Source organism: Pantoea sp. SOD02 (assembly GCF_024707505.1).
Taxonomy (GTDB): Bacteria; Pseudomonadota; Gammaproteobacteria; order Enterobacterales; family Enterobacteriaceae; genus Pantoea; species Pantoea symbiotica.
Genome location: NZ_CP102604.1, coordinates 1,661,840 through 1,688,319, shown reverse-complemented (window position 1 = coordinate 1,688,319; position 26,480 = coordinate 1,661,840). Strand labels below are relative to the sequence as shown.

Below are 26,480 nucleotides of genomic sequence, written 5' to 3'. Positions count from 1 at the left end.
TTCCAACATTGCCCGGTGTTAATCTGCGGTTTAGCTGCCTTCGCATATACTCATTCCATCATCACTACGTTCGAAGCTAAGGAAATACTATGCGTGTACTGGTTGTGGAAGATAATGCGCTGCTGCGCCATCACCTCGCCGTGCAGCTGCGTGACATGGGCCATCAGGTCGATGCTGCAGAAGATGCCAAAGAAGCGGATTATTTCCTGCAAGAACATATCCCCGACATCGCGCTGGTCGATCTTGGTTTGCCGGACGAAGATGGCATGTCGCTGATTCGCCGCTGGCGCACCGATGCCGTTCGCCAACCGATTCTGGTATTAACCGCTCGCGAAGGCTGGCAGGCTAAAGTAGAAGCGCTGGAAGCCGGTGCCGACGACTACGTGACCAAGCCGTTCCACATTGAAGAAGTGGCTGCACGCTTGCAGGCGCTGATGCGTCGCAACAGCGGTCATGCATCGCAAATTATCTCTATGCCACCGTTCCAGGTCGATCTCTCTCGCCGTGAACTGACGGTGCAAGACGAACCGGTAAAACTCACCGCCTTCGAGTACACCATCGTCGAAACTCTGATTCGCAACGCCGGTAAAGTGGTAAGCAAAGATTCACTGATGCTGCAGCTCTATCCCGACGCCGAACTGCGCGAAAGCCACACCATTGACGTGCTGATGGGTCGTCTGCGCAAAAAAATTCTGTCACTCTATCCGACCGAAGTGATCAACACCGTGCGCGGCCAGGGATATCGCTTTGATCTCTGATTTATGACGTGGTTACAACGCTTACGCCCCTTCTCACTTCGCGCCCGTTTCCTGTTGGCGACGGCCGCGATCGTACTGTTTTTGTCGCTCTCCTACGGCATGGTCGCCGTGGTCGGCTACGTTGTCAGCTTCGATAAAAATACCTATCGCGTGATGCGCGGCGAGAGCAATCTGTTCTTCACGCTGGCGCAATGGCACGACAATCAGCTCACCATTGGTCAGCCCGAGCGCATGACGCTCAATTTCCCCACGCTGGTCTTTATCTACGATGAACACGGGAAACTGCTGTGGCAGCAGCGCGACGTGCCGGATATCCGCAAAAAGATTCGTCGTGAATGGCTGCTCAAGCCCGACTTCTACGAAATCGACACCAGCAATCGCACCAGCATGGCGGCGATGGGCAATAACCCGCAGGCGAAAGAGCGACTGCACGCGCTGGATAGCGACAGCAATGACACCTTCACTCACTCGGTCGCCGTCAATCGCTACGATGCCACCACCAACTTACCGGCGTTAACCATTGTGGTGGTCGATTCGATTCCGCAAGAGTTGCAGCATTCCGATGTAGTGTGGTCGTGGTTCAGCTATGTGCTGGCGGCGAATCTATTACTGGTGATTCCGCTGCTGTGGCTGGCGGCACACTGGAGTTTGCGGCCGATTGGCGATCTCACTTCGCAAGTGCGCGAGCTGGAAACCGGCCAGCGCGAGAATCTCGATGACAATCCGCCGCAGGAGCTACGCAGCCTGGTGCGCAATCTTAACCTGCTGCTAACCAATGAACGCCAGCGCTACACGCGCTATCGCACCACACTTTCGGATGTCACCCACAGCCTGAAAACTCCGCTGGCGGTGCTGCAAAGTACGCTGCGATCGTTACGCAATGGTAAAGAGTTAACCATTGAGCAGGCCGAACCGGTGATGCTTGAGCAGATCAGCCGCATCTCACAGCAGATTGGTTATTACCTCCATCGCGCTAGTATGCAGGCCGATCACAATCCTCTGCAGCGCGATTTGCATTCGGTGTCGGCGCTGCTCGATAGCCTCTGTTCGGCATTGAATAAGGTCTATCAACGTAAAGGCGTGGCGATCACGCTGGATATCTCGCCGGAACTGACCTTTATCGGCGATAAAAATGACTTTATGGAAGTGCTGGGCAACGTACTCGATAACGCCTGCAAATATTGCCTCGAATTTATTGAAGTCACCGCGCGCCAAACCGACAACACTTTGCATCTGTTTATTGATGATGACGGCCCCGGCATTCCGGAAAGCAAACGCGATTTGATCTTCGTGCGCGGTCAACGCGCCGACACCTTGCGTCCCGGTCAGGGATTAGGGTTAGCCGTGGTGCGCGATATCCTCGAACAGTACGCCGGTCAGGTGATTGCCACCACCAGCCCACTCGGTGGCGCGCGCATGGAAGTGATTTTCCAGCGCCAGGAAGTCGAGCATCACCGCGAGTAGAAAGGGACGCGGGCTGTTATACTTGCCATCATTCTTTGCAGCAAACGGACTCCCCATATGGACTATCAGCTCGATATCAACTGGCCCGACTTTATTCAGCGCTACTGGCAGAAACGCCCGGTGGTGCTTAAACGTGGATTTAAAAACTTCGTCGATCCTATTTCTCCTGACGAGCTGGCTGGTCTGGCAATGGAAAATGAGGTGGATAGCCGCCTTGTCAGCCATAACGAAGGCAAATGGCAAGTCAGTCACGGACCGTTTGAAAGCTACGATCATCTCGGTGAGAGCAACTGGTCGCTGCTGGTGCAGGCGGTCAACCATTGGCATGAACCTTCTGCCGCGCTGATGCGCCCATTCCGTTTCCTGCCCGACTGGCGCGTTGACGATCTGATGATCTCTTTTGCCGTGCCGGGTGGCGGCGTGGGCCCGCATTTCGATCAGTACGATGTGTTTATCATTCAAGGCACTGGCCGTCGTCGCTGGCGCGTGGGTGAAAAAGTGCCGTTGAAACAGCACTGCCCGCATCCGGATCTGCTGCAGGTTGAGCCGTTCGACGCCATCATCGATGAAGAGATGGAGCCCGGCGATATTCTCTATATTCCGCCTGGATTCCCGCATGAAGGCTATTCGCTGGAAAACGCCATCAACTATTCGGTTGGTTTCCGCGCACCGAACGGTCGCGAGCTGATCAGCGGTTTTGCCGATCACATGCTGGCCAACGAATTGGGCAGCTATCGCTACAGCGATCCTGATGTGCCATCGCGTGAATGCCCATCGCAGATCCTGCCGTCTGAACTGGAAGGTATCCGCAAAGTGATGATGGATGTAATTAACCAGCCAGAGCAGTTTAATCAGTGGTTTGGCGAGTTTATTTCTCAGTCACGTCACGAACTGGACGTCGCGCCGCCGGAGCCGCCGTATCAGCCGGATGAGATTTACGATGCATTGCAGCAAGGCGATGCGCTGACCCGTCTCGGCGGCCTGCGCGTATTGACCATCGGCGATGTGGTGTTCGTGAACGGGGAATCGATCACCAGCAGCCATCCGCATGTGCTGGCGGCATTGGCGCACAATCATGTGCTGACGCTGGAAGATTTCGGCGATGCGCTGGATGATCCTTCACTGCTGGCGCAGCTGGCGGCGTTGGTGAATAGCGGATATTGGTTTTTCGGCGAGTAAGCTGGCGTTACGGTCGCCATGAATGGCGACCGTACGACGTTGTAGGGTGCGCATTTATGCGCACCTGGATACTGTTACTTTTTCTGTCCCGCCAGCTCAGCCAAACGCACAATCACATCCACTGACTGCGCCATCACATTAAGTGAGGCGAACTCGTGCTTGCCGTGATAGTTGTAGCCGCCGGTAAACAGGTTCGGGCACGGCAATCCTTTCCACGACAACGCTGAGCCGTCGGTGCCGCCGCGAATTGGTTTGACGTTCGGTTCAATGCCACAATCGCGCATCGCCTGCAGCGCTAACTCAATAATGTGCGGATGCGGTTCAACCTTCTCGCGCATGTTGCGATAGCTATCGCTGATTTCAACTTTCACCGAACACTCGCTTTGCAGCCCTTTGCTGACGCGCTGGCCAATCTCTTCCAGCAGCTGTTTACGCTGTTCATAGTTGTCGGCATCAAAATCACGGATCAAATACATCAGCTCGGCATGCTCAACCGTGCCTTTGATGGTGTGCAGATGGAAGAAGCCTTCGTAGCCTTCGGTGAACTGCGGCTTCTCTTTGGCAGGCAATTCCGCGTGGAAGCGCATCGCCAGATCCAGAGCATTGACCATCACATTTTTGGCGCTGCCCGGATGCACGTTGTTGCCTGTGATTTTGACCATTGCGGTGGCGGCGTTGAAGTTCTCGAACTCAAACTCGCCGAGATCGCTGCCATCCACGGTATACGCCCAATCGGCGGCAAAACCTTCAACGTCGAAGTGAGATGCGCCGCGACCAATCTCTTCATCCGGCGTAAAGGCCACGCGAATCGCGCCGTGTGGCGTATCACTTTTTGCCAGACGCGCCATCGCGGTCATGATCTCGGCGATACCGGCTTTGTCATCTGCGCCGAGCAGGGTTTTGCCATCGGTGGTGATCAGCGTATGGCCGATCAGCTTATGCAGGATCGGGAACATCACCGGCGACAAGATTTCATCGCCGTTGCCGAGCGCGATATCGCCACCGCGGTAGTTTTCAATAATCTGCGGATTGACGTTTTTAGCGGTGAAATCCGGTGAGGTATCCATATGCGAAATAAAGCCGATCACCGGCGTGGCCCAATCGACGTTAGCCGGCAAGGTGCCCATCACACAGCAATGATCGCTCAGAGAGACATCAACAAAGCCCAGCGCGATGAGTTCTTCCTGTAATTGACGCGCCAGCGTCCACTGCCCTTCGCTGCTTGGCACCTGCCGTGCCTGAGGTTTTGACTGAGTTTCTACTGCGACATAACTGAGAAAACGCTCAAGTAATTGATCCATCTGTCATCCCTCTAAAGAACCTGCGTCATTATCATGGTGGTCTAACGACACCATGTTGCGTCAAATCATTATCCTTCAGGTTAGCTCTCTCAACGTGAATTGCGCTGAAAATTAGCTCACGCTCACCTGTCCGACTTATCCGTTACGCATACTCCGGCATTTTTCAGAGTTTTCAAGGTAAATCCGTGGCAAAACATGGCATTGACACATTTTTGCGGTATCATCGCGCCCTTCATCACAGCAAGCGGCCACCAGCGGCTATGCTGTAACCTGATTCACCATCAGACTGAGTGACTAAAATGACGCAAACACGCGCCCCTGCGCTGGTTACGCTTTCTGGCATCAGTAAAGCTTTCGATGGCAAAAGCATCATCTCTGACTTCGACCTGACCATCCGTCACGGCGAGTTCATCACGCTGCTTGGCCCTTCCGGCTGCGGAAAAACCACCATATTGCGACTGATTGCCGGGCTGGAAGATGCCGATCGCGGTCACATCATTCTTGATGATAATGACATCACCGATCTGCCCGCCGAGCATCGCAACATCAACACCGTGTTTCAGAGCTACGCGCTGTTCCCGCACATGTCGGTGTTTGAGAACGTCGCCTTTGGTCTGCGCATGCAGAAAACCCCAGCGGCCGAGATCACCACGCGCGTTAACGATGCGCTGGCGATGGTGCAGCTGGAGAGTTTTGCCGATCGCCGTCCGCATCAGCTTTCTGGCGGTCAGCAGCAGCGCGTGGCGATTGCGCGCGCGGTGGTCAATCGCCCGAAAGTGCTGCTGTTGGATGAGTCGCTGTCAGCGCTGGATTATAAGCTGCGCCGTCAGATGCAAAACGAGCTCAAAGCGCTGCAGCGTAAGCTCGGCATCACCTTTGTCTTCGTCACCCACGATCAGGAAGAAGCGCTGACCATGTCCGATCGTATCGTGGTGATGCGCGATGGTCGCATCGAACAGGACGGCACGCCGCGCGAGATTTACGAAGAGCCCGCCAACCTGTTTGTCGCGCGCTTTATCGGCGAAATAAACGTGTTCGATGCCGAGGTGCTGAACAGCGAGCATGCACCCACTATCCGCGCGCGCGTGGAAGGGCGTGAATGTGAGCTGCAGTGTGATTTCCCGGTCAGCGCGGGCGATAAGCTGCACGTGCTACTGCGCCCGGAAGATCTGCGCGTCGAAGAGATTGATCACGACAGCCGCAGCGACAACCTGATCGGCTACGTGCGCGAGCGCAATTATAAAGGCATGACGCTGGAATCCACCGTGGAGCTGGAGAACGGCAAGCTGCTGACGGTGAGCGAGTTCTTCAACGAAGACGATCCCGATTTTGATCACTCGCTGAACCAGAAAATGGCGGTCAGCTGGGTGCCAAACTGGGAGGTGGTGCTGCCGTATGAAGTTGATGCGTAACCGTCTGCAGAAAGTGATTGTCGCGCTGATCGTCAGCTGGCTAACGCTGTTTGTGCTGCTGCCTAACCTGATGATCTTCGCCACCAGCTTCCTGACGCGCGATGATGCGCATTTTGTCAGTATGGCCTTCACCCTTGATAACTACACGCGACTGCTGGATCCACTTTACGCCGATGTGCTGCTGCACTCGCTGAATATGGCGTTTATCGCCACGCTGTGCTGCCTGTTGCTGGGTTATCCGTTTGCCTGGTGTCTGACGAAACTGCCGGCGCGCCTGCGTCCGCTGATGCTGTTCCTGCTGATTGTGCCGTTCTGGACCAACTCGCTGATCCGCATCTATGGCCTGAAAATCTTCCTCAGCACACGCGGTTGGCTGAATGAATTTTTGCTGTGGCTCGGGGTGATCGATAAACCGTTTCGCATCATGTACACCTCGGAAGCGGTGATTCTGGGACTGATCTACATTCTGCTGCCGTTTATGGTGCTGCCGCTCTACTCCAGCCTGGAAAAGCTGGATAAATCCTGCCTCGAAGCGGCGCGCGATCTCGGCGCCAGTAAAGTGAAAACCTTCTTACGCATCATTCTGCCGCTGACCATGCCAGGCATTGTCGCCGGTTGCCTGCTGGTGTTTATCCCGGCGATGGGCTTGTTCTTTGTGGCGGATTTGCTGGGCGGCGCGAAAAATCTGTTGATTGGCAACGTGATCAAGAGCCAGTTCCTGAATATCCGCGACTGGCCATTCGGTGCCGCCACCAGCATTGTGATGACGCTGCTGATGGGGCTGATGCTGCTGGCTTACTGGCGCGCAGCGCGTATGCTGAACAGCAAGGTGGAACTGCAATGATGGCGCGCTGGTTACGTGGCGGCTTCATGGCCGTGATTTACGCCTGGTTTTATATCCCGATCATCATTCTGATCGTCAACTCCTTCAACAGTTCGCGTTTCGGCATTAACTGGCAGGGCTTCAGCACGCAGTGGTATCGCCTGCTGATGAACAACGACAGCCTGATTCAGGCGGCACAGCATTCATTGCTGATGGGTGTGCTCTCCGCCAGCTGCGCCACAATTATCGGCTCGCTGACCGCCGTCGCGCTCTATCGCTATCGCTTCCGTGGTAAACCGTTCGTCAGCGGCATGCTGTTCGTGGTGATGATGTCGCCGGATATCGTGATGGCGATTTCGCTGCTGGTGCTGTTTATGCTGCTGGGCATTTCGCTTGGCTTCTGGTCGCTGCTGTTCTCGCACATCACCTTCTGCCTGCCGTTTGTGGTGATCACCGTCTATTCGCGCCTGAAAGGGTTTGATGTGCGCATGCTGGAAGCCGCCAAAGATCTTGGTGCCAGCGAAGTCACCATTTTGCGCAAAATTCTGCTGCCGCTGGCGCTACCGGCGGTCGCAGCGGGTTGGCTGCTCAGCTTTACGCTGTCGATGGACGATGTCGTGGTATCGTCGTTCGTCACCGGCCCAAGCTTCGAAATTTTGCCGTTAAAAATCTACTCGATGGTTAAAGTTGGCGTGTCACCGGAAGTGAACGCGCTGGCGACAATTTTGCTGCTGCTGTCGCTGCTGTTGGTGGCGCTCAGTCAGCTGTTGCTCCGTGATAAAACCAAATAGAGGATAATCGATGAAAAATTGGTCTCATTGGCTGGCGGCTGGGGCGCTGGCATTGGGCATGCAGAGCGCGCAGGCGGATGCCGGCAAAACGCTCTACTTCTATAACTGGACCGAATACGTGCCGCCGGGACTGCTGGAGCAGTTCACTAAAGAGACTGGCATCAAGGTGATTTACTCCACCTACGAATCCAATGAAAGCATGTATGCCAAGCTGAAGACCTGGAAAGATGGCGCTTACGATTTGGTGGTGCCTTCAACCTACTTCGTCGCCAAGATGCGTAATGAAGGCATGCTGCAAAAGATCGATAAATCCCAGCTCAGCAACTTCAAAAATCTCGATCCTAACCTGCTGAATAAGCCGTTTGATCCTAATAACGATTACTCGATCCCGTATATCTGGGGCGCCACTGCCATTGGCATCAACACCGACGAAGTAGATGCCAAAAGCATTACCCGCTGGGCTGATTTGTGGAAGCCAGAGTATAAGCAGAGCCTGCTGCTGACCGACGACGCGCGTGAAGTGTTCCAGATGGCGCTGCGCAAGCTGGGCTATTCGGGCAACACCCGCGATCCCAAACAGATCGAAGCCGCTTATGAAGAGCTGAAAAAGCTGATGCCGAATGTGCTGGCGTTTAACTCCGATAATCCGGGCAACCCGTTTATGGAAGGCGAAGTGAACGTTGGCATGATCTGGAACGGTTCCGCCTACGTTGCGCGCCAGGCGGGTACGCCGCTACAGATTATCTGGCCGCAGGAAGGCGGGATTTTCTGGATGGATAACCTGGCGATTCCCGCCAACGCCAAAAACCGTGAAGGCGCGCTGAAGCTGATTAACTTCCTGCTGCGTCCGGATGTGGCGGCGCAGGTGGCGGAAACCATTGGTTATCCCACACCAAACCTGGCGGCGAAGAAGTTATTGCCACAGGAAGTGGCCAACGATCCTTCGCTTTATCCTGCTGAGGATGTGATTAAAAACGGCGAATGGCAGAACGATGTCGGTGAAGCCAGCGTGCAGTATGAGACGCTGTTCCAGAAGCTGAAGGCGGGACGTTAATCTTTCGTAGGGTCGCCATTCATGGCGACCTGGCATGCCAGGTGCGCATAAATGCGCACCCTACGACAATCGCTACTTATACAACCCACGCAAAAACGTATGCACAAACTCTGGCACCACTTCGCTTGCTAAGCCGTAATGACTCTCGGCAAACTCATTGCCGACCTGGCTCGGTTCCAGGTTCAGCTCCACGGTATGTGCGCCCTGCAGTTTCGCCTCGTGGACAAAGCCAGCAGCGGGATATACGTGGCCCGAGGTGCCAATGGCGATAAACAGATTCGCCTGCTCAATCGCCTGATAAATCTCCTCCATTCCCAGCGGCATTTCACCAAACCACACGATGTGCGGGCGCAGCATGGCCGGGAACTGGCAGCAGGTGCAGCGATCGTCCGGGGTTAAATCTTCCGTCCAGTCCAGCACTTGTCCACTGCTGACGCAGCGCACCTTCAGCAATTCACCATGCATATGCAGCACGCGCTGGCTGCCGGCGCGTTCGTGCAGGTTATCGATATTCTGCGTCACCAGCAGGAAGTTATCGCCCAGCACCTGCTCCAGTTCCGCCAGCGCTTTGTGCGCCGCGTTGGGCTGAATTTCGGACTGCTGTAGCTGCTGGCGGCGCGCATTGTAAAACGCCTGCACCAGCGCCGGATTGCGTTGAAAACCTTCCGGCGTAGCGACATCTTCCACACGGTGCTCTTCCCACAAGCCATCGGCGGCGCGGAACGTGCGAATACCCGACTCAGCGGAGATACCCGCGCCGGTCAGCACCACCACGCGCGGTTGCGGATGCGCGGCCAGTTCAGCTTTGCGATCGCGCTCGAAGATGCGCTGGCGAAAGCGCTGATGCACCTTGCGGCGGTTTTTTTTGTCGCGGGCGAGTCGTAGGCGGCGGCGCGGTATGCGCATAAAAGCTCCTTATCTGCGGCGTTTATCGCCGCGCGTCGGGTATTTTTCGGGCTAATCTGCCCGATAATAGCAGCCGCACGGCGGCTGCGTTTTATCTTTACTGACCGCTAAGCACGCGGGCCGGATCGATACGGCTGGCGCGACGTGCCGGATACCAGCTGGCAATCAGGCTCAGGACAATCGCGGTGCCCAGCACCGAAATCACATCAATCCAGTGCAGTTCGGACGGCAGGAAATCGATAAAGTAAATATCGCCCGCCAGCAACTGATGCCCGGTCAGGTGCTCAAACACGCGCATTACCGGCGTGAGATTGAGCGCCACCAGCACGCCGACCACCACGCCGCTGACGCTGCCAAGCAGGCCCGCCAGCAAGCCATACCAGATAAAGATGGCGCGAATCAAACCATCTTTGGCGCCCAGCGTACGCAGCACCGCGATGTCGCTGCTCTTGTCTTTCACCGCCATCACCAGCGTCGAAACGATGTTGAAGCAGGCCACGCCAATCACCAGCACCATGGCTAAATACATAATGGCGCGAATCATCTGGATGTCACGGTACATGTAGCCGTAAGTGCCAATCCAGCTCTTGATATAGACGTAAGAGTGCGTCACTTCACCGGCGTCTCGTACCAGCTTCTGCGCCTGGAACGGGTCATTCATCTTCAGCGCAATACCGCTGACGCTGTCGCCCATATCCAGATACTTCTGCGCATCGGCCAGCGGCACCAGCGCCAGGCTGTGATCGAGCATGCCGCTCAGTTGCAGCACGCCGCTGACCTGCAGACGAATACGTTTCGGCTGCAACAGCTTATTCTCGCCATCGTTATTCGGGATCATGATGGTGATCCAGTCGCCCTGTTTAACGTTGAGCGATTTGGCGATGCCGCCACCCAGAATGATCTGCTGTTTCCCGGCCGCGAACTGTGACCACGCATCACCGGCAACAAAGCTCGGCAAGGCGCTAAGACGCGCTTCCTGCTGCGGATCGACACCTTTCACCTGCAGCGCTTGCAGCTTCGCGCCGCTCTCAATCAGCCCGGTGAAGTTGATGTAGGGCGCGGCAGCGGCAATGCCAGCAACCTGCTCAATCGGCGCGATCATCGGTTGCCAGTTGCGGAACGGCTGATTCACCGGCTCGATTTCACCGTGCGGAACCACCGCCAGAATGCGGTTGTTAAGCTCACGCTCAAAGCCGTTCATGGCGCTCAGACCGATGATCAGCACCGCCACGCCAAGCGCGATGCCGATGGTGGAGATGATGGAGATCAGCGAGACCATGCCACCACGCCGCCGACCGCGGCTAAAACGCAGCCCGAGCAGCAGGGATAATGACGAAGCCATCAGATCACTCCCAGCGTCAGTTGGTCGCTCAGCTCACCGTCGCGCATCTCCATCTGCCGGCTCAGGCGTTTGGCCAGCTGCAAATCGTGCGTCACCACCAGGAAAGCGGTGCCCTGCTTGACGTTCAGCTCGCCCAGCAGTTCGAAAATTGCATCGGCGTTGCGCGCATCGAGGTTACCGGTGGGTTCATCCGCCATCACCAGGCGCGGACGATTCACCAGCGCGCGGGCAATCGCCACACGCTGACGTTCACCGCCCGACAGCTCAGAAGGCCGATGCGCAGCACGTTTTTCCAGTCCTACCGCCGCCAGCATTTCACGCGCGCGTGACTCCGCTTCCGCTTTGCCGATTTTGCCAATCAGCAGTGGCATCGCCACATTCTCCAGCGCGCTAAAGTCCGGCAGCAAATGGTGGAACTGATAGATAAAGCCGAGTTCGCGGTTACGCAACTCGGCTTTCGCGGCGGACGACATCGCGTTTAGCGATTTACCATCAAAAATCACATCGCCCGAGGTAGGCGCATCCAGGCCGCCGAGCAGATGCAGCAAGGTACTTTTACCCGAACCGGAACTGCCGACAATTGCCGTCAGTTCACCCGGCTGCAGGCTGAAAGCCACATTGCGCAGCACATCGGTCTGCACGCTGCCTTCCTGATAGCGTTTGCACAGGTCACGACACTGCAACAAAGGAGTATTACTCATAACGTAAAGCCTCAGCGGGTTGGACGGCGGCAGCGCGCCACGACGGATAAAGAGTAGAGAGCAGCGCGACGGCCATTGAGACCAGCGCGATGGTGATCACCTGCAATACGTTGATGTCGACCGGCAGCGCCGCGCCATCGAGGAACAGGCCAATTACCGGCATCAAATTATTCAGTTGGCTGGCAAGCAGCACGCCAAGCACGGTGCCCAGCAGCGCGCCAATAATGCCGGCGCTAGCGCCCTGCACCATAAACACCGCGACAATCTGGCGGCGGGTCAAACCCAGCGTTTGCAGGATCGCCACTTCGCCCTGCTTCTCCATGATCAGCAGGCCGAGCGAGGTAATGATATTAAAGGCCGCCACCGCGATGATCAGGCTCAGCAGCAGCCCCATCATATTTTTCTCCATGCGCACCGCCTGGAACAGATCGCCTTTGCGTTCGCGCCAGTCTTTCCACGTCAGGCCATCCGGCAGTTTCTGCTGGCTGAGCGCATCAACGCTCAACGGCTTATCCAGCCACAAACGCCAGCCGGTGATGTTGCCGAGCGGATAGCGCATCACGCGTGAAGCATCCTGCTGATTGACCAGAATCTGATAGCCATCCACTTCGCTGTTGGCGGCATAGGTGCCGGCCACGGTGAAAATACGCTGGCTCGGCAAACGCCCCACCGGCGTGAACTGGCTGACCGACGGCACCATCAAACGCAGCTGATCGCCACGCTTCACGCCCAGCTGTGCAGCCAGTTGCTCACCGAGGATGACGTTGTACTGGCCCGCTTGCAGCACGCTTTGTTGGGTGTTGACGAGGAACGGTGTCAGCGGATCCTGTTCGTCAGGATTGATACCGAGCATTACGCCGACCGAGACATTACGCGCGCTTTGCAGCACCACATCGGCGGTAGTGAGCGGAGCGATGCGCTTGACACCTTGCAGTTTGAGATCCTCAGCTGGCAATTCCTTCGGATTGATGCTGCCCTTGTCGCTGGTGATCAGCGCCTGCGGCATCAGGCCGAGGATATTGCCTTCCAGCTCGCGCTCGAAGCCGTTCATCACCGATAACACGGTGACCAGCGCCAGCACGCCGAGCGTGATGCCGATAGTAGAGAGCCAGGAGACGAAGCGACCAAAGCGGTCTGAGGCACGTCCACGCATGTAGCGCAAACCGATGAATAACGCGACTGGTTGATACATGAGATCCGTCTTGGCAGTTGCCTGAAAATAAGTAGTGGGATGATAAAGGAGGCGTCCCCTTTATGAAACCTCTAACCCTCTGAGTCTGCGGCAAAGTTGTGTCAAAAACCGTACCAGCCAACGCTTATGCATAAAATTGCGACAAATTAATGATGTTATTTGTACGTTTATTAGTCATAGGCTGGCGTAGACTTAAAGGTGAATTACCGTAGGCGAGGAGGAGTACACCATGTTCAAGTTCCCCAAAAGCAGTATTGTTAAGCACAAATCGGGTGAAATTAAAGGCGAGATCGTTAACGTTTTTGAACAGGGAGATGCGCCAACCGGCTATTACGTGAAGTGGGACGACGGCAATCACAGCTACCATCTGGAGAAAGAGCTGTCATGGGCCAATGTCGATCGCCCACGTATGCACTACACCCAGCAATCGAGTAAGTGATTCGTGGGGGTTTTGTAGGGTCGTCATTTATGGCGACCTGGCAGAAACTCCGAAACGACAGATGATCCTCAGGGCGGATTATGGAATGATGACGCCCTGTAATCCAAGGAGAGAATGTCGAGATCCCATGTCGGAACAGAGTCGTTATACCCTGCCAGTCAAAGCCGGCGACCATCGCCAGCTCGGCCAGCTAGTCGGCGCCGCGCAAGCGCTTGAGTGTGCCAGCATCACCGAACGCCACAGCGGTCCGGTGTTGATGATTACCCCGGATATGCAATCTGCCTTGCGTCTGCAGGAGGAGATACGCCAGTTCACCGATCTGCCGGTCACTAACCTCGCTGACTGGGAAACCCTGCCCTACGACAGTTTCTCGCCGCATCAGGACATTATCTCTGCTCGCCTCTCCACGCTGTATCAGCTGCCCAACTTAACGCGCGGTATGCTGATTATGCCGGTCAACACGCTGATGCAGCGCGTTTGTCCGCACAGCTTCCTGCACGGCCATGCGCTGGTGATGCAGCAAGGGCAAAAGCTGTCGCGCGATGCGCTGCGCGATCAGCTGGAGCAGGCTGGTTATCGCCATGTCGATCAGGTGATGGAGCACGGCGAATACGCCACGCGTGGCGCCTTGCTCGATCTGTTCCCGATGGGCAGCGATCAACCTTATCGCATCGACTTCTTTGATGACGAGATCGACAGCCTGCGCCTGTTTGATGTCGATACCCAGCGCACGCTGGAAGCGGTTAACGCGATTAACCTGCTGCCGGCGCATGAATTCCCCACGGATAAAGCCGCCATCGAACTGTTCCGCAGCCGCTGGCGCGAAACCTTTGACGTGCGGCGCGAGCCGGAGCACGTCTATCAGCAGGTGAGCAAAGGCACGCTGCCCGCCGGTATCGAATACTGGCAGCCGCTGTTCTTTGAGCAGGAGTTGCCGACGCTGTTTAGCTATCTGCCCGCCAATACGCTGCTGCTCAACAGCGGTGATTTGCTGGCCAGCGCAGAGCGCTTCTGGCTAGACGCTAACGCGCGCTTTGAGAATCGCCGAATCGATCCAATGCGTCCGTTGCTGGAGCCGGTAACGCTGTGGCTGCGTCCCGACACGCTAATGAGCGAACTGAAAGCCTGGCCGCGCATGCAGCTAAGCAGCGACACGCTGCCGGAGAAAGCGGCAAATACCAACCTGGGTTATCAGCCGCTGCCGGAATTAACCGTGCAGGCGCAAGCCAAAGCGCCACTCGATCTGCTGCGTCAGTTCCTTGAACAATTCAGCGGCCAGGTGATTTTCTCGGTGGAGAGTGAAGGCCGCCGCGAAAGTCTGCAAGAGCTGCTAACGCGCATCAAACTGCGTCCGCATGCCATCGATCACTTTGATCAGGCCGCCAATCAGCCGCACAGCCTGATGATTGGCGCCAGCGAGCGCGGCTTTATCGATACGCAACGCCAGCTGGCATTGATCTGCGAAAGCGATCTGCTTGGCGAGCGCGTCAGTCGTCGTCGTCAGGATAATCGCCGCACCATCAATCCTGATGTGCTGATCCGCAACCTTGCCGAGCTGCATCCCGGCCAGCCGGTGGTGCATCTGGAGCACGGCGTTGGGCGTTATATCGGCCTGACCACGCTGGAAGCCGGCGGCATCGTGGCTGAGTATCTGATGCTCTCCTATGCGGGCGACGCCAAGCTGTATGTGCCGGTTTCATCGCTGCATCTGATTAGCCGCTATGCCGGTGGCGCCGATGAGAATGCGCCGCTGCATAAACTCGGCAGCGATGCCTGGTCGCGCGCGCGGCAGAAAGCCGCCGAGAAAGTGCGCGACGTAGCGGCCGAGCTGCTGGATATCTATGCTCAGCGCGCGGCCAAAACCGGCTTCGCCTTTAAGCACGATCGCGATCAGTATCAGCTGTTCTGCGAAGGCTTCCCGTTTGAAACCACGCCGGATCAAGGTCAGGCGATCAACGCGGTGCTGAGCGACATGTGTCAGCCGCTGGCGATGGATCGTCTGGTGTGCGGCGACGTCGGCTTTGGTAAAACCGAGGTGGCGATGCGCGCCGCGTTCCTCGCGGTTGAGAATGCCAAACAGGTCGCGGTGCTGGTGCCCACCACCTTGCTGGCGCAGCAGCATTACGACAACTTCCGCGATCGTTTCGCTAACTGGCCGGTGCGCATTGAAATGCTATCGCGCTTCCGCACCGCCAAAGAGCAGAGTCAGGTGCTGGAGCAGGCGCGCGAGGGCAAAGTCGATATTTTGATTGGCACGCATAAGCTGCTGTCCAACGACCTGAAATGGCACGATCTCGGCCTGCTGATTGTCGATGAAGAGCACCGCTTTGGCGTGCGTCACAAAGAGCGGATCAAGGCGATGCGCGCTGATGTCGATATCCTGACGCTCACCGCCACGCCGATTCCGCGTACCCTGAATATGGCGATGAGCGGCATGCGCGATCTGTCGATCATTGCCACGCCACCGGCACGACGCATGGCGGTGAAAACCTTTGTGCGTGAGTACGACAGTTTGGTAGTGCGCGAGGCGATCCTGCGTGAAGTACTGCGCGGCGGCCAGGTTTACTATCTCTACAATGACGTCGAAAACATCGAAAAAGCGGCGCAGCGACTGGCCGATCTGGTGCCGGAAGCGCGTATTGCCATTGGTCACGGCCAGATGCGCGAACGCGATCTCGAGCGGGTGATGAATGATTTCCACCATCAGCGCTTTAACGTGCTGGTGTGTACCACCATCATCGAAACCGGTATCGACGTCCCCAGCGCCAACACCATTATCATTGAACGCGCCGACCACTTTGGTCTGGCGCAGCTGCATCAGTTGCGTGGCCGCGTGGGACGTTCGCATCATCAGGCCTATGCGTGGCTGCTGACGCCGCATCCAAAAGCGATGACCACCGATGCGCAGAAGCGTCTGGAAGCTATCGCGTCGCTGGAAGATCTTGGCGCCGGTTTTGCGCTGGCAACCCACGATCTGGAGATTCGCGGCGCGGGTGAACTGCTCGGCGAAGATCAGAGCGGCCAGATGGAAACCATCGGCTTCACGCTGTATATGGAGCTGCTGGAGAATGCGGTCGATGCGCTGAAGGCGGGCCGCGAGCCGTCGCTGGAAGATCTCACCAGCAATCAAACCGAAATCGAACTGCGCATGCCTGCCCTGCTGCCGGATGATTTTATCCCGGACGTGAATACCCGCTTGTCGCTCTACAAGCGCGTAGCCAGCGCGGCGGATGAGCAGGATTTGGCGGAGCTGAAGGTCGAGATGATTGACCGCTTCGGCAAACTGCCGGATGCCGCACGCAATCTGCTGGATATCGCCGGGCTGCGTTTAGTGGCGCGCGAGTTGGGGATTCGTAAGATCGAAGCCAGTGACAAAGGCGGTTTCTTTGAGTTTGCGCCGCAGAATCAGGTTGATCCGGGCTGGCTGATTGGCCTGCTGCAGAAAGATCCTAAGCAGTGGAAACTGGATGGCCCAACGCGCCTGAAATTCACCCGCGACATGGCGGACCGGAAAATCCGTATGGAATGGGTGCAGGGTTTTGTCAGTGAGCTGGCGAAAAATCGGGTTTGATGCCGTGTTGCGGAAGGTCGCCATGAATGGCGACCCTACGGTGGTTTACCGAGGTTTTCGTAGGGTGCACATTCATACGCACCAGGTCGCCATGAATGGCGACCCTACGGCCGAGATGATGTGTGATACGAAAAAAGCGCCTTGCGGCGCTTTTTTGTTACTGCTGCTGTGATGCATCTTTGCCCAATTAGGCCTGATTCGAATTCAGGATCAGCTGACCATTACGGTCGAGCGGAATGCGGGTGCCAGGGTCGTTTTCCATGCGGATTTTGCCCTGCTGGTCGCCTATTTTATAGGTCACGTCATAACCCAGCATTTTTTCCTGTTTATCGTATACCGTTTTGCAACGTTGCTCGTTGGTGGTGTAAGTGTCGCGATCCTGCAGCGCACCCTGTACCTGATTACCACCGTAACCACCGGCCAACGCGCCCGCTACCGTAGCCACATCGCGTCCGCGTCCGCCACCAAACTGATGGCCCAACACGCCGCCAGCTACTGCACCCAGCACCGAACCGGCAATGCGATTCTCATCCTGCACCGCACGACGATGGGTCAGCGTCACATTGCGACACTCCTGTCGCGGCTGCTTGATGCTCTCTTTGATCGGCGTCGCCGACAGAACTTGTGCAAACTGCGGGCCGCGATCGAAGACATCCATGCTGGCGACTGCGGCAACGCCTAACGCTGCTGCTACGCCGATACCGATACCCGCTAACATTGATTTATTCACAGGAATGTCCTCCTGAAGGTTGTTACCGCGCATTCCTGCCGCTACGAAATCCTGATGTAGCCGAGGCATAACCGGCGTGCGCGCCGCGCCGTGTTTGTTGGTAATAAGTTTTACAGATGGACCGTAATTGCAACATCAGATTAATGGAGGAAACGCAGCGGAAACCCATCAGGGCCAGCTTTTAGGAGAGTTCTGAGAGCGGGTGAAATAGTGCCGTAACCTTAAGCTGAACGTGCAGTTTTCAGCGGGTTACGGCAGCTGACGTGGCGTGGGGCGGCATTCACCGCCCGAAAATCATCAGTGCAGCTTGAGGCGCGGACGCAGTACGCGGTTAAGACTGCCGACCAGCATCATCAGACCGGTCTTGAAGTATCCGTGGAGCGCAATCTGGTGCATACGATATAGAGAGATGTAGACAAAACGCGCAATGCGCCCTTCCACCATCATCGATCCGCGCATCAGGTTACCCATCAAACTGCCCACGGTGCTGAAGCGCGACAGCGATACCAGCGAACCGTGATCTTTATAAACATAGGCTTTCAATGGTTTATCTTTACGCTGTGCAAGGATGTTCTCCAGCGCGCGCGACGCCATCTGATGCGCTGACTGCGCGCGCGGCGGCACGAATCCGCCACCCGGCAGCGCGCAGGAGGCGCAGTCACCAATCGCGTAGATGTCGTCATCCAGCGTAGTTTGCAGCGTCTCTTTCACCACCAGCTGATTGATGCGGTTGGTTTCCAGTCCGCCAATCTCTTTCAGGAAATCTGGCGCTTTGATACCGGCCGCCCACACCATCAAATCGGCCTCGATGAATTCGCCGCCTTTGGTATTCAAGCCGTTTTCGGTGGCGCTGGTGACCATGGTTTGCGTCAACACCCGCACGCCAAGTTTGGTCAGCTCCTGATGCGCCGCCGCTGAGATGCGCGGTGGCAGCGCAGGCAGAATGCGTTCACCGGCTTCCACCAGCGTGACGTTCAGCGAGCTGCTATCCAGACCTTTGTAGCCGTAGCTGTGCAGCTGTTTCACCGCGTTATACAGCTCAGCGGAGAGTTCCACGCCGGTAGCACCGCCGCCGACAATGGCGATATTGACCTTTTCCAGGCTGCCTTCGCTAGCCGAGAAACGCAGGAACAGGTTGAGCATTTCGTTGTGGAAACGACGCGCCTGATGCGGGTTATCAAGGAAGATGCAGTGATCTTTCACGCCCGGCGTGCCGAAGTCATTTGAGGTGCTGCCAAGTGCGATGACGAGGCGATCGTAGGCCAGCTCACGCTGCGGCACTAACAACGCGCCTTCCGCATCGCGAATTTCAGCCAGCTCAAGGGTTTTGTTTTCACGGTTGATTTGCGTCAGCGATCCCAGCTGGAACTGGAAGCCGTGATTACGCGCGTGCGCCAGATAGCTCAGCGCATCAATCCCTTCGTCCATCGAACCGGTTGCCACTTCGTGCAGCAGCGGTTTCCACAGATGACTGTGGTTACGATCGACCAATATGATCTCGGCCTTTTTCTTGCGTCCCAGCTTGTGACCGAGCTGCGTTGCCAGCTCTAAGCCGCCAGCACCACCGCCGATAATAACGATTTTTTCCATAGATGTAGTCAACAAAGACCCCCTCAAAGTTGTAAACCAATAGTTAATTAATGGTTAATAAAAACCTTAATAAACATAGGGTTGGCGACGTTAAATCGCGAGCTGAGGGCAGAATATCACGGCGTCAAAGACATCACATAAGAAAATTGATGTACATCAATCTTTCAGCAGCATTATCAGAATGTTACACATTTTATGCGCCGCGTCACACGGCGCACCGACAGTCAGGCGAGGAGTTTGAAGGCTTTGATGCGCTGTAAATGCGGCGCGATGTTCTTGAATTTGTGGCTGGCTGCGTCATCCCAGATGATTTCATAGAACGGCTGCAGATACGCCGCGCTGCGCTGATTATCCAGCGCTTCATCCTGACGAGATAAAATCGCCAGACACTTATCGCGGTTCTTCTCGCGGAAATCGTTCACGCATTTGGTAGCAATATCGAGATACTCTTCCGGGCGATCGATTTTGCCTTCCATGTTCTCAAACGGGAACAGATTGGGATTGAAGATCACCTGACGCATGCCACACAGGAAACCAATGCGCTCGGCCCAATAACCGCCCAGCCCAACCCCGCAAATCAGCGGATGCGCATCGTCGCCTTGTTGCAGCAGCTTGTCGCACTCTTTCAGCAGAAACTGCATGTCGTGTTTGGGATGGAGAGTGCTGTAGCTGACTAATCTGACGTCCGGGTCAATAAACTGCAGCTGCAGCACCTTTTCATGGTTGCCCGGACTGTTGGAATCAAAACCGTGCAGATAGATGATCATGATTTTCCTCAGCGTGGAATAAATCCGGGCAGCGCGGCTTATCTGCCCGAAGCTTTGTGCGCCAGCCAGCGCTCTTGCAATGCGCTGAGCTGACGCTGATTTTGCCGCCAGCGCTCGCTTGCCAGCAAGCTTTGACGGGTAAAACGCCCTTGATGGTATAACTGCGTCACGCGCTCTGCCCCGATCGGCGTCAAGTTATCCAGCACGCTCACCGCGCCGGCGCGCTGATTGCACACCAGGATCATATCGCAACCGGCATTCAGCGACTGCTGTGCGCGTTCAGCGTAGCTGCCCATCACGGCGGCACCTTCCATCGACAAATCGTCGGAGAAAATCACGCCGTTGAAGCTGAGCTCTTTGCGCAACACGGTTTGCAGCCAGTACGGTGAACCGCTGGCGGGCAACGGATCCACCTCAGTATAGATAACGTGCGCTGGCATCACCGCATCAAGCAGTTGCTCATCGATCAACTGCTTAAAGATCGCCATATCATGTTGACGCAGCGTGGCGGCATCGCGATTGTCGCGCGGCGTCTCTTTGTGCGAATCCGCGCTGACTGCACCGTGACCGGGGAAGTGTTTGCCGGTAGTTTTCATACCCGCTTCATGCATACCGTTGATAAAACGACGCGCGACTTGCAGTGCGATGGCCGGATCTTCATGGAACGAACGGTCGCCAATTGCCGCGCTGATGTGACCAATGTCGAGCACCGGCGCGAAACTGATGTCGATGTCCATGGCGATCATTTCCGATGCCATCTGCCAGCCCGCCTGCTGCGCCAGTTCACCGGCACTGTTGAGATCGTGCAGCGCGGCGAAGGATTGCATGGCCGGCAGCTGCGTGAAGCCGTCGCGGAAACGCTGCACGCGCCCGCCTTCCTGATCCACCGCGACCACCAGACGATGGCGCGACGCGGCGCGAATCTGGCGCACTAGCTCTGCCAGTTGGTCGACATCGTGGAAGTTGCGGGCAAACAGAATCAGTCCGCCTACCAGCGGATGCTGCAGAATTTCGCGTTCTTCGGCGTCCAGCTCATAGCTTTCGACGTCGAGCATCAGCGGTCCAGGCGTATTCATGGTCATGATTAAAATCCTACGTTAAAGGTCGTGCCAGCTGGCCTGCGCCAGCTGTTGTAAGGTGTCATCCTGGCTCTGCTCGGCGCGCAACTGATACCAGCTGGCCATCAGCAGTTGCAGCCACGGCTGCCAGCGCTGCATCTGCCGCGCCAGTTCATGCTCATCCAACTTCGCGCGCGCGGCGTACTCGGCAATCCACGCTGAACGCGTATCGCCATCAACCGCACAAACCGCCGCTAGCTCCAGCGCCACGTCGCCATCGGCGGCATATTCCCAGTCGATCAGGCGCAAACCGGCAGGCGTGGCAATCAGGTTGCCGGCGTGGACATCCATATGCAGCGGTGCCAGGCGCAGCGGCTGCGGTTCGCCCTGCTGTAATAAGCGTTGCAGACGACGTTGCCAGCGCCAGTGACGCTGCTGGCAAAGTTGCCAATAGCGCTGCAGCAGCGGCGCTAATCGTAAACGGTAGCCGGTGAGCGGCTGTTGATGCAGGCGCTGCAGCAGCGCCACAATCGCCTCCCGCTGCGCGTTAAACTGAGCGGAGATGAGCACCTCGCCCGGCAACCAGCTTTGCAGCAGCCAGGGATCGCGCCACGCCAGCGGCTGCGGCCCGAGATCTGCATATCTGAACTGCTGCAGGATGCGGTATTCGCGCTGACGATCAACAAACGGGATCGGCTGCGGCGGCGCACGTCGCGCCAGCAACGCGCCCTGCGGCATCTGCACGCGCACGCTTTGCCCGCTCAGTCCCGGCAGCGCGAAAAAATGACCGGCAGCTTGCGCCGTCGGCCATTGTTGCTGAATCATGTTTTGCAGCTGAGGATCAGGGTTGAGCAACACCGTTTCCTGACCAGATGATTTCACCGGTTTGTACCAGCATCAGCTGCATTTGCAGCGTTGGTGCTTTCACATCGCCCTGCGCATTGCTGTAGAGCACATACTGCGCGTTAACGTTGCGCGCCAGACCAATCGCTTTACTGCGCGAGTTGAGGCTGTCATCCGGCGATAAGCCCAGCGTCTGTTTGGCCTGCGCCAGCTGTTCGGGAGTGATCAGCGTGAACTTGCCGTTGTTGGCCAGCGCATTCTGAATCGCATCGGTGGCTTTGTCAGTTTGCAACGCGCCATTGGTGCTGTTCTTAATGCGATCCACCAGCAGCACGCTGCCAGGATTCACGCCTGAAGATTGCACCATCTTGCCGACCAACGGCTGAACGCTGGCATCCCAGTTAATGGTTTTCAGCTTCGGTGGCTGCGGCACGGTTTCTGGCGGCGGCACCGGCTGCGGCGTCGGTTCGACCGGCTGAGTCGGCGTAGTCGGCTGCGTGGGTTCTACCGGCGCTGGCGTCTGTTGTTTCACCACACAACCGGTGAGCATTAGCGCAAATAACAACGCGCCCGAACGTTTTACACTGCGAATCACAGCTTACTCCTCAAAGATAAAGATAGAGACGCACCTTACTGGCGGTCGGATTGCCCATTTGTGAGGCCACTTCTACGCTGCCATGCGCCGGGACAATTTGGCTCTGCGCCGGCTCTTCCGGCGTGATTTCCAATCCTTTGTCGTCGTACCAATAGAAACGATAGTGCACTTTCACCGGCGTTTCCCGCTGGTTATACAACACGCTCATGGCACGCTGCTGACCATCTTGTTCGGTCAGTTTCGGATCATCGGTAATAATGCCCGCAGATAATACTGACGATTCCATTACCAGCGACTGCGAGGTATTAATCATCGGCTTATCGCTACTGCAACCTGCAAGGGTCAGCAACAGCAAGCCACTCAGCCATTGACGCATCAATTTGTCCGCCTGAGTTAGATGGCCAGCATTGGGCCCAGCGGCTGACCGCCGACCAAATGCATATGGATGTGATAAACCTCCTGACCGCCATGACTGTTGCAGTTCATGATCAGACGATAGCCATCTTCGGCAATGCCTTCATCACGGGCAATTTTGGCGGCCACGGTGATCATCCGGCCCAGCGCCTGCTCGTGTGCGGCCTGCACATCGTTGGCGGTGGGAATCAATACGTTGGGGATGATCAGAATATGGGTGGGCGCTTTGGGCGCGATATCACGGAAGGCGGTGACCAGTTCGTCCTGATAAACCACGTCGGCGGGGATTTCGCGACGGATGATTTTACTGAAAATGGTTTCTTCAGCCATGGTGCATTTCCTTAAGCCTGAGTTCAGTCAGGCAGTATGCGTGAGGAATTCCATTTCTTTCAACCTCAGGACCACATTTCCTGTATTAAATGACTGCCTTTAAGCCGTTTTCTCCCTTCGCCACGCATTGTGCTGCAACTCGCATTTCTAACATCTCATTAACCACAAAAATGAAACACTGTTTTATAAATTAGAGATATCACGCCATTTTCTTTGTGATTTTGCCACTCGCCTTCAAGTCATTGCGAAATCACGAAGGTTTGCACGCTTAAGCCGCTCTACTTTCAATCCAATCCGAGCAAGTTGTACGGAGTGATGAGGGATGTGTTTACCGACTAATTCAAGGAGAACCTGCCATGCGCTCTCGTAAGATTGGCCTGGGCCATTATCTGGCCTATGGGTCCGGGGATTTCCTCGGTGCAGGCACCACGGCGTTAACCGCCGCCTGGCTGCTCTACTTTTACACCACCTTTTGTGGGCTCTCGCCGATTCAGGCGACCTTCATTTTTGCTGCCGCTCGCGTGCTGGATGCGGTAGTGAGCCCGCTGATGGGATTTCTGACCGACAACTTTGGTTCGACCTGGCTCGGCAAGCGCTTTGGCCGCCGCAAATTCTTCATTCTGCTCGGCATCCCGTGCGTGTTCAGCTACAGCCTGATGTGGGTTGGCGACATGAGTTTCTGGTGGTATCTGCTGACTTATCTGCTGTTCGATATGGTCTACACCATGATTCTGGTGCCCTACGAAACGCTGGTGCCGGAGATGACCGATGATTTCAAACAGAAAACCCGCTTCTCTGGCGCGCGTATTGGGTTGGCGCAGCTGTCGGCCATTCTGGCGGCGTTCCTGCCGGGCGTGCTGATTGGCTGGTTTGGCAAAGATAATCCGATCTCCTTTTTCTATGCCAGCCTGGTGTTCTCGGTGATTTGTGCGCTGGTGTTAACGCTGGTGTGGCTGTTTACCTGGGAACGCGATCCCGACGATTTCTCTGCCGAATCGCGCCGCGCAGAGCAGGAAAAATCACAGCTAACCTTGCTGCAGAGCCTGAAACGCCTCTACACCGAGCTGGCCTCAACGCTGCGCATTCGTATTTTCCGTCAGCATCTTGGCATGTATCTCGGTGGCTATATCGCGCAGGACGTGTTTAACGCGGTGTTTACCTGGTATGTGGTGTTTGTGCTGATGCAAAGCGCGCAAATCGCCTCCAACCTGATGGGCACCATGGCGGTGATGCAGTTTATTGCGGTGATGGCGATGATTCCGCTGTGTATCCGCCTTGGACCGGCGCCCGCTTATCGTATGGTGGTGGTGCTGTTTGGTCTGAGCGCCCTTTCCTACGCCGGATTGTGGTACACCGGCATGAACGACAACTTCGCCTTGCTGGTACTGATTTCAGGCCTTGCTGGTCTTGGTCGCGGTGGCATCAACTATGTGCCGTGGAATACTTACACCTATATCGCTGACGTTGATGAAGTGATTACCGGTCAGCGTCGCGAAGGCATTTTTGCCGGCATCATGACGCTGACGCGCAAAGCCTCACAAGCAGGTGCGGTGATGTTCGTCGGTATCGTGTTGCAGCTGGCGGGCTTCTCTTCCGGCAAGGCCACACAAGTCCCGGCTGTCGGCCATACCATTCTGGCGATCCTCAGCGTGGGCACACTGTGCGTGCTGGCCTGCGGCTTCATTATTTCACTGCGCTTCAAACTTAACCTGCAAACCCACACGGTGTTGCGCGAAGAGACATTGAAAATGCGCGAAGCCGGACGCGTGGTGCCCGAACGCATTACGCCGCAAGCGCGTGAAGTGGTCGAAATGCTGGCGGGCATGCCGTATGAAAATCTGTGGGGCAATAACAACGTCGGGTATCTCAACCGTCATAAGCCTGCCGCACCGCCGCTGCCGACTCAGCCACGATCTTTACCTTCTCTCTCTACCCTGATTAACGATAGGAATGAACCATGACTGTATTTCCTGTGAAGCACAGCGCGTTACTGCGCCAGCCTGAATATCTGTTGCCACGTACTGAGCTGGTGCAGTTGATTCAGCGGCTAACCCATAATCTGGTGAATATTACCGATCACAGCGGCGAGTTTTTACTGCGCCTTGATGATGGCCGCGTGATCGATACCAAAGGCTGGGCCGGTTGGGAATGGACACACGGCATCGGCCTGTACGGCATGCTGCACTACTATCAGCAAACCGGCGATCAAGAGACGCTGAAGATTATCGATGACTGGTTCAGTACGCGACTGGCGGAAGGTACGCCAACCAAGAACGTCAATACCGTTTGTCCGTTCCTGACGCTGGCGTATCGCTATGAAGAGACGCGAAATGCCGCATGGCGGCCGGTGCTGGAGCGTTGGGCCGAATGGGTGATGTATGAGATGCCGCGTACCGAGCAAGGCGGCTTGCAGCACATCGTTTACAACAACGAAAACACTCAGCAGCTGTGGGATGACACCCTGATGATGAGCGTGATGGCGCTGGCGAAGATTGGTCAGTTGCTGGAACGTCCGGAGTTTGTCGAAGAAGCCAGCTATCAGTTCCTGATTCATACCCAATATTTGATGGATCGCCAAACCGGTTTGTGGTTCCACGGCTGGACGTTTGATGGGCGGCACAACTTCGCCAACGCACGTTGGGCGCGCGGCAACAGCTGGCTGACTATCGTTATTCCTGATTTCCTCGAGATGATGAACTGGCCGGAACAGCATGCCACGCGGCGTTTCCTGCAGCAGGTGCTGGAGAGCCAGGTGAAGGCGCTGAGCACCTGTCAGCACAGCAGCGGTTTGTGGCACACCTTGCTTGACGATCCCAACAGCTATCCTGAAGCCTCCGCCACCGCTGGTTTCGCCTATGGCATTCTTAAAGCGGTGCGCAAACACTACCTTTCGCCCGAATATTTGCCGCTGGCGGAGAAAGCATTGCGTGGCGTGATCGGTAATATCGATGAGGATGGGGAACTGAAGCAGGTGTCGTTCGGAACGGCGATGGGCAGCGATCTGGAGTATTACCGTCAGATACCGCTCACCTCGATGCCGTATGGTCAGGCGATGGCGCTGCTGTGTTTGACGGAGTATTTGCGGGTTTATTTATAAATAAAAAATGCCCTCATTTGAGGGCATTTTTACGCACCGAAAGTGAAGTGCGATGAAGCGGCGGCAGAGGAGTAAAGCGTCCCAAGCCAGGGATGGCTTGGGCCGAGCCCCAGGGATGGTTTA

24 protein-coding genes are annotated in these 26,480 nt (G+C 56.2%); 11 read left to right on the top strand and 13 right to left on the bottom strand.

The features are described 5' to 3' along the window. Nucleotides 1–89 precede the first annotated feature (89 nt). Genes phoP through NR302_RS07825 form a run of 3 tightly spaced genes read left to right on the top strand, consistent with a single transcriptional unit; the run spans nt 90 to nt 3,401 of the window. Nucleotides 90–758 carry a two-component system response regulator PhoP gene (gene phoP / locus NR302_RS07835; protein ID WP_008103006.1) on the top strand — a complete coding sequence of 223 codons (669 nt, stop codon included), beginning with the start codon at nt 90–92 and terminating at the stop codon, nt 756–758. Between the two features lie 3 nt (nt 759–761). After that, nucleotides 762–2,222 carry a two-component system sensor histidine kinase PhoQ gene (phoQ, locus tag NR302_RS07830; RefSeq protein WP_008103008.1) on the top strand — a complete coding sequence of 487 codons (1,461 nt, stop codon included), beginning with the start codon at nt 762–764 and terminating at the stop codon, nt 2,220–2,222. Nucleotides 2,223–2,279: 57 nt separating this feature from the next. Then, nucleotides 2,280–3,401: a cupin domain-containing protein gene (locus NR302_RS07825; RefSeq protein ID WP_008103010.1), complete on the top strand. Its 1,122-nt coding sequence runs from the start codon at nt 2,280–2,282 to the stop codon at nt 3,399–3,401. A 74-nt stretch (nt 3,402–3,475) separates the two neighbouring features. On the opposite strand, the gene pepT is transcribed toward NR302_RS07825, so the two are convergent. Beyond that, nucleotides 3,476–4,702: a peptidase T gene (pepT, locus tag NR302_RS07820; protein WP_258144945.1), complete on the bottom strand. Its 1,227-nt coding sequence runs from the start codon at nt 4,700–4,702 to the stop codon at nt 3,476–3,478. Between the two features lie 299 nt (nt 4,703–5,001). Between pepT and potA the strand changes: the two genes are divergently transcribed. The 4 genes from potA to potD are packed head-to-tail and all read left to right on the top strand — an operon-like array spanning nt 5,002 to nt 8,782. Beyond that, nucleotides 5,002–6,114 (top strand): spermidine/putrescine ABC transporter ATP-binding protein PotA, encoded by a 1,113-nt coding sequence (gene potA / locus NR302_RS07815; protein WP_258144944.1) that lies wholly within the window; start codon nt 5,002–5,004, stop codon nt 6,112–6,114. Next, nucleotides 6,098–6,958 (top strand): spermidine/putrescine ABC transporter permease PotB, encoded by an 861-nt coding sequence (potB, locus tag NR302_RS07810; protein ID WP_258144943.1) that lies wholly within the window; start codon nt 6,098–6,100, stop codon nt 6,956–6,958. The genes potA and potB overlap by 17 nt, the downstream gene beginning before the upstream one ends. Continuing rightward, a complete protein-coding gene (gene potC / locus NR302_RS07805) occupies nt 6,955–7,728 on the top strand; it encodes a spermidine/putrescine ABC transporter permease PotC (protein WP_154152656.1) in 774 nt (257 codons plus the stop codon). Before potB ends, potC begins: the two co-directional genes overlap by 4 nt. A 10-nt stretch (nt 7,729–7,738) precedes the next feature. Then, nucleotides 7,739–8,782 carry a spermidine/putrescine ABC transporter substrate-binding protein PotD gene (gene potD, locus NR302_RS07800; protein ID WP_258144942.1) on the top strand — a complete coding sequence of 348 codons (1,044 nt, stop codon included), beginning with the start codon at nt 7,739–7,741 and terminating at the stop codon, nt 8,780–8,782. A 72-nt stretch (nt 8,783–8,854) separates the two neighbouring features. On the opposite strand, the gene cobB is transcribed toward potD, so the two are convergent. The 4 genes from cobB to lolC form a co-directional block, all read right to left on the bottom strand. Beyond that, entirely contained in the window at nt 8,855–9,688 is an 834-nt protein-coding gene (gene cobB / locus NR302_RS07795; protein ID WP_258144941.1) for a Sir2 family NAD+-dependent deacetylase, read from the bottom strand. 97 nt (nt 9,689–9,785) lie between these two features. After that, complete coding sequence (lolE, locus tag NR302_RS07790) at nt 9,786–11,030, bottom strand: lipoprotein-releasing ABC transporter permease subunit LolE (protein ID WP_008103023.1); 1,245 nt, start codon at nt 11,028–11,030, stop codon at nt 9,786–9,788. Further along, on the bottom strand, nt 11,030–11,731 hold the full coding sequence (gene lolD, locus NR302_RS07785) for a lipoprotein-releasing ABC transporter ATP-binding protein LolD (RefSeq protein ID WP_008103026.1): 702 nt from the start codon (nt 11,729–11,731) through the stop codon (nt 11,030–11,032). The genes lolE and lolD overlap by 1 nt, the downstream gene beginning before the upstream one ends. Next, nucleotides 11,724–12,923: a lipoprotein-releasing ABC transporter permease subunit LolC gene (lolC, locus tag NR302_RS07780; RefSeq protein ID WP_258144940.1), complete on the bottom strand. Its 1,200-nt coding sequence runs from the start codon at nt 12,921–12,923 to the stop codon at nt 11,724–11,726. Before lolC ends, lolD begins: the two co-directional genes overlap by 8 nt. A 229-nt stretch (nt 12,924–13,152) precedes the next feature. Here lolC and NR302_RS07775 point away from each other — a divergent pair, with 229 nt between their 5' ends. Both NR302_RS07775 and mfd read left to right on the top strand, forming a co-directional pair. Beyond that, on the top strand, nt 13,153–13,362 hold the full coding sequence (locus NR302_RS07775) for a hypothetical protein (RefSeq protein ID WP_008103029.1): 210 nt from the start codon (nt 13,153–13,155) through the stop codon (nt 13,360–13,362). 127 nt (nt 13,363–13,489) lie between these two features. Further along, nucleotides 13,490–16,933, top strand: a complete 3,444-nt coding sequence (mfd, locus tag NR302_RS07770) for a transcription-repair coupling factor (RefSeq protein WP_258144939.1) — start codon at nt 13,490–13,492, stop codon at nt 16,931–16,933. 187 nt (nt 16,934–17,120) lie between these two features. On the opposite strand, the gene NR302_RS07765 is transcribed toward mfd, so the two are convergent. The 8 genes from NR302_RS07765 to hinT all read right to left on the bottom strand — a co-directional run bounded on the left by NR302_RS07765 (nt 17,121) and on the right by hinT (nt 23,260). Then, the gene (locus NR302_RS07765; protein WP_007885735.1) at nt 17,121–17,663 is read right to left on the bottom strand and encodes a glycine zipper 2TM domain-containing protein; all 543 of its coding nucleotides are present in this window, start codon (nt 17,661–17,663) and stop codon (nt 17,121–17,123) included. A 297-nt stretch (nt 17,664–17,960) separates the two neighbouring features. Continuing rightward, nucleotides 17,961–19,265: an NAD(P)/FAD-dependent oxidoreductase gene (locus NR302_RS07760; RefSeq protein WP_085982346.1), complete on the bottom strand. Its 1,305-nt coding sequence runs from the start codon at nt 19,263–19,265 to the stop codon at nt 17,961–17,963. 212 nt (nt 19,266–19,477) lie between these two features. Beyond that, nucleotides 19,478–20,020 carry an alpha/beta hydrolase YcfP gene (gene ycfP / locus NR302_RS07755; RefSeq protein WP_258144938.1) on the bottom strand — a complete coding sequence of 181 codons (543 nt, stop codon included), beginning with the start codon at nt 20,018–20,020 and terminating at the stop codon, nt 19,478–19,480. Between the two features lie 38 nt (nt 20,021–20,058). Continuing rightward, complete coding sequence (nagZ, locus tag NR302_RS07750; protein ID WP_154152676.1) at nt 20,059–21,102, bottom strand: beta-N-acetylhexosaminidase; 1,044 nt, start codon at nt 21,100–21,102, stop codon at nt 20,059–20,061. A 15-nt stretch (nt 21,103–21,117) separates the two neighbouring features. After that, complete coding sequence (gene thiK, locus NR302_RS07745) at nt 21,118–21,903, bottom strand: thiamine kinase (protein WP_374990639.1); 786 nt, start codon at nt 21,901–21,903, stop codon at nt 21,118–21,120. Between the two features lie 16 nt (nt 21,904–21,919). Next, on the bottom strand, nt 21,920–22,516 hold the full coding sequence (gene lpoB / locus NR302_RS07740; protein ID WP_008103041.1) for a penicillin-binding protein activator LpoB: 597 nt from the start codon (nt 22,514–22,516) through the stop codon (nt 21,920–21,922). Between the two features lie 10 nt (nt 22,517–22,526). Beyond that, complete coding sequence (locus NR302_RS07735) at nt 22,527–22,892, bottom strand: YcfL family protein (RefSeq protein ID WP_008103043.1); 366 nt, start codon at nt 22,890–22,892, stop codon at nt 22,527–22,529. 17 nt (nt 22,893–22,909) lie between these two features. Continuing rightward, complete coding sequence (gene hinT / locus NR302_RS07730) at nt 22,910–23,260, bottom strand: purine nucleoside phosphoramidase (protein WP_007885755.1); 351 nt, start codon at nt 23,258–23,260, stop codon at nt 22,910–22,912. A 356-nt stretch (nt 23,261–23,616) separates the two neighbouring features. Between hinT and NR302_RS07725 the strand changes: the two genes are divergently transcribed. Both NR302_RS07725 and NR302_RS07720 read left to right on the top strand, forming a co-directional pair. After that, a complete protein-coding gene (locus tag NR302_RS07725) occupies nt 23,617–25,221 on the top strand; it encodes an MFS transporter (RefSeq protein ID WP_154194698.1) in 1,605 nt (534 codons plus the stop codon). Next, nucleotides 25,218–26,357 (top strand): glycoside hydrolase family 105 protein, encoded by a 1,140-nt coding sequence (locus NR302_RS07720; RefSeq protein ID WP_258144937.1) that lies wholly within the window; start codon nt 25,218–25,220, stop codon nt 26,355–26,357. Before NR302_RS07725 ends, NR302_RS07720 begins: the two co-directional genes overlap by 4 nt. Nucleotides 26,358–26,480 lie beyond the last annotated feature (123 nt).